Source organism: Arthrobacter sp. Y3223164 (assembly GCF_059091005.1).
The window spans coordinates 1-2,484 of record NZ_JBNHGF010000395.1 but is presented as its reverse complement, the minus strand read 5'-3'; the positions used below and the strand labels follow the sequence as shown (position 1 = coordinate 2,484).

Here is a 2,484-nt window from a genome sequence, read left to right as displayed (position 1 = left end):
CGCGCTCCCCCGCCCGGATCCGGCTGCATGGCGGGCCGCTTCGGCCGCGTCTTCGGCCGCCTCCAGGTCGCGGCGGTAGTCGTCGGCCACCAGCCGCCACCAGAGGAAGATTGCGAATCCGGCGAACACGACCCATTCCACCGCGTAGAAGACGTTCATCCAGTTGACCGGCGCTTCCTGCGGCTGCGGTCCGACAACCACCGGCTGCATCGAGGTCCCCTCGGTCGCGGTGCCAAGGTCCGTGCCGCCCACGGTGAAGCCGGTCCCGACCACGAAGCCGGAGTAGCCGGGCGCGTTCCAGCGGTTGATCAGCTCGGCCGCCGACAGCGAAGCCACCTGGCCGGCGGGCAGGCTTCCGGGCAGCGGGGCTTCCGTGGGCAGCAGCCGCCCGACGACGGTGGCCTCACCGTCCGGGGCGGGAACGGCATCCGCCGGTTCCTCGACCCAGCCGCGCACCACGGGGATGACCACGTCTTCGCCAAACTGCTCCACGCCGTCCACGGTGAACGGGTCGACCACCCAGAGGCCTTCTTCGCCGTCCTGCAGGCGGTTCCGGACCAGCACCTGCCCGCCCTGGACGAAGCTGCCGTCGAAGGTGACCATCTGGTCCGCGGTGGCGGCGGTCATCGGGATGCCCGGTTCAAAGACGTCGGTGAGCGGCTTGACCGTTTCGGTCTCGCCCGGGGGCGGGGGCGGTTCGCTCTGCGACGTGGAAAACTGCCACTGGCTCAGCAGCACGAACACCGTGGACAGCGCCAGCGCAAGCACCAGGGCCGCTATCCAGCGGGGTTTCAGGGCAGTCTTGAGCACCCATTAAAGGTACTTCGCAACCATGTAGAAAACGAATCCTGCCCGGTGCCCTCAGGCCAGCGGAACGATGTCGTCGACGCCCATCCGGGCGCTGTCGGCCGTGACGTCGTCGGGCTGCTCCTGGCTGAGCCGTTCGGCTTCGACCCGGGCCAGGTAGTGCTTCACCTCGCGTTCCACCTGTCCTTCGCTCCAGTCGAGGAGGGGCGCCATCAGCCGGGCGACGACCGGGGCGGCGGAGACGCCGCGGTCCCAGGCCTCGATGGAGATCCGGGTCCGGCGGGTAAGCACGTCGTGGATGTGCCGGGCTCCCTCGTGCGTGGTCGCATAGACCACCTCGGCCGCCAGGTAGTCGTCGGCGCCGGGCAGCGGTTCGGCCAGCTCCGGCCGTTCGGTGATGATGTCCAGCACGTCGCCGGCCATGGCTCCGTACCGGTTGAGCAGGTGTTCCACCCGGGCAACGTGGATGCCCGTGCGGTCCGCCATGCGGCTGCGCCTGTTCCAGGCCGCCTTGAAACCGGAGGCGCCGAGCAGCGGGATGGTGTCGGTGCAGCTTGGCGGGACGCGCTCGTCGAGGGCCCGGGCCGCCTCGTCCACCGCGTCCTTGGCCATCACGCGGTACGTGGTGTACTTGCCGCCGGCCACCACCACGAGCCCGGGGACCGGGTGCGCCACCACGTGTTCGCGCGAGAGCTTGGCGGTGGAATCGTTCTCGCCCGCCAGCAACGGCCGGAGCCCGGCGTAGACACCCTCGACGTCCTCCCGGGTGAGCGGGCGCTGGAGGACCCGGTTGACGTGTTCCAGCAGGTAGTCGATGTCCTTGGACGAGGCCGCCGGGTGGGCCTTGTCCAGATTCCAGTCGGTATCGGTGGTGCCGATGATCCAGTGCCGCCCCCATGGAATCACGAACAGCACCGACTTCTCGGTGCGCAGGATCAGGCCCACCGTGGACTGGAACCGGTCCCGCGGCACCACCAGGTGGATTCCCTTGGAAGAACGGACGCTCAGCTGGCCGCGTTCGGTCACCATGGCCTGGGTCTCGTCCGTCCACACGCCGGTGGCGTTGACCACCTGCTTGGCCCGGATGTTGAACTCGCTGCCGTCCTCCTGGTTCCGCACCCGGGCGCCGACCACGCGTTCGCCCTCGCGCAGGAAGTCGACCACCGCCAGCCGGTTGGCCGCGTGCGCCCCGAACGCCGCCGCGGTGCGGACAAGGTTGACCACCAGCCGGGCGTCGTCCACCTGCGCGTCGTAGTAGCGGATGGACCCCACCATGGCGTCCTTTTTCAGGCTGGGTGCCGCCCGAAGGGTCCCCCGCCGGGAGAGGTGTTTGTGGAAGGGGACGCCGCGGCCGCGCCCGGAGGCGATGGCCAGGGCATCGTACAAGGCCACGCCGGCGCCGACGTAGGGCCGCTCCACGTACCGCCTGGTCAGCGGGTACAGGAACGGCACCGGGCGCACCAGGTGCGGCGCGATCCGCTCCAACAGCAGTCCCCGTTCCTGCAGCGCCTCGCGGACCAGAGCGAAATCCAGCATCTCCAGGTACCGCAGCCCGCCGTGGATCAGCTTGGAAGACCGCGACGACGTGCCCGAGGCCCAGTCCCGGGCCTCCACGATGCCCACGTCCAGCCCGCGCGTGACCGCGTCCAGGGCGGCCCCGGCGCCCACCACCCCGCC

The 2,484-nt window shown here is 70.2% G+C and carries 2 protein-coding genes; both read right to left on the bottom strand.

The window, feature by feature from the left end:
• Positions 1-810, bottom strand: an 810-nt coding sequence (locus tag AC5RUJ_RS14535; protein WP_494156072.1) for an SURF1 family protein, incomplete at its 3' end; no start/stop codon positions are given.
• A gap of 51 nt (positions 811-861) precedes the next feature.
• A partial coding sequence (locus tag AC5RUJ_RS14530) for a glycerol-3-phosphate dehydrogenase/oxidase (RefSeq protein ID WP_494156071.1) occupies positions 862-2,484 on the bottom strand: 1,623 nt, incomplete at its 5' end.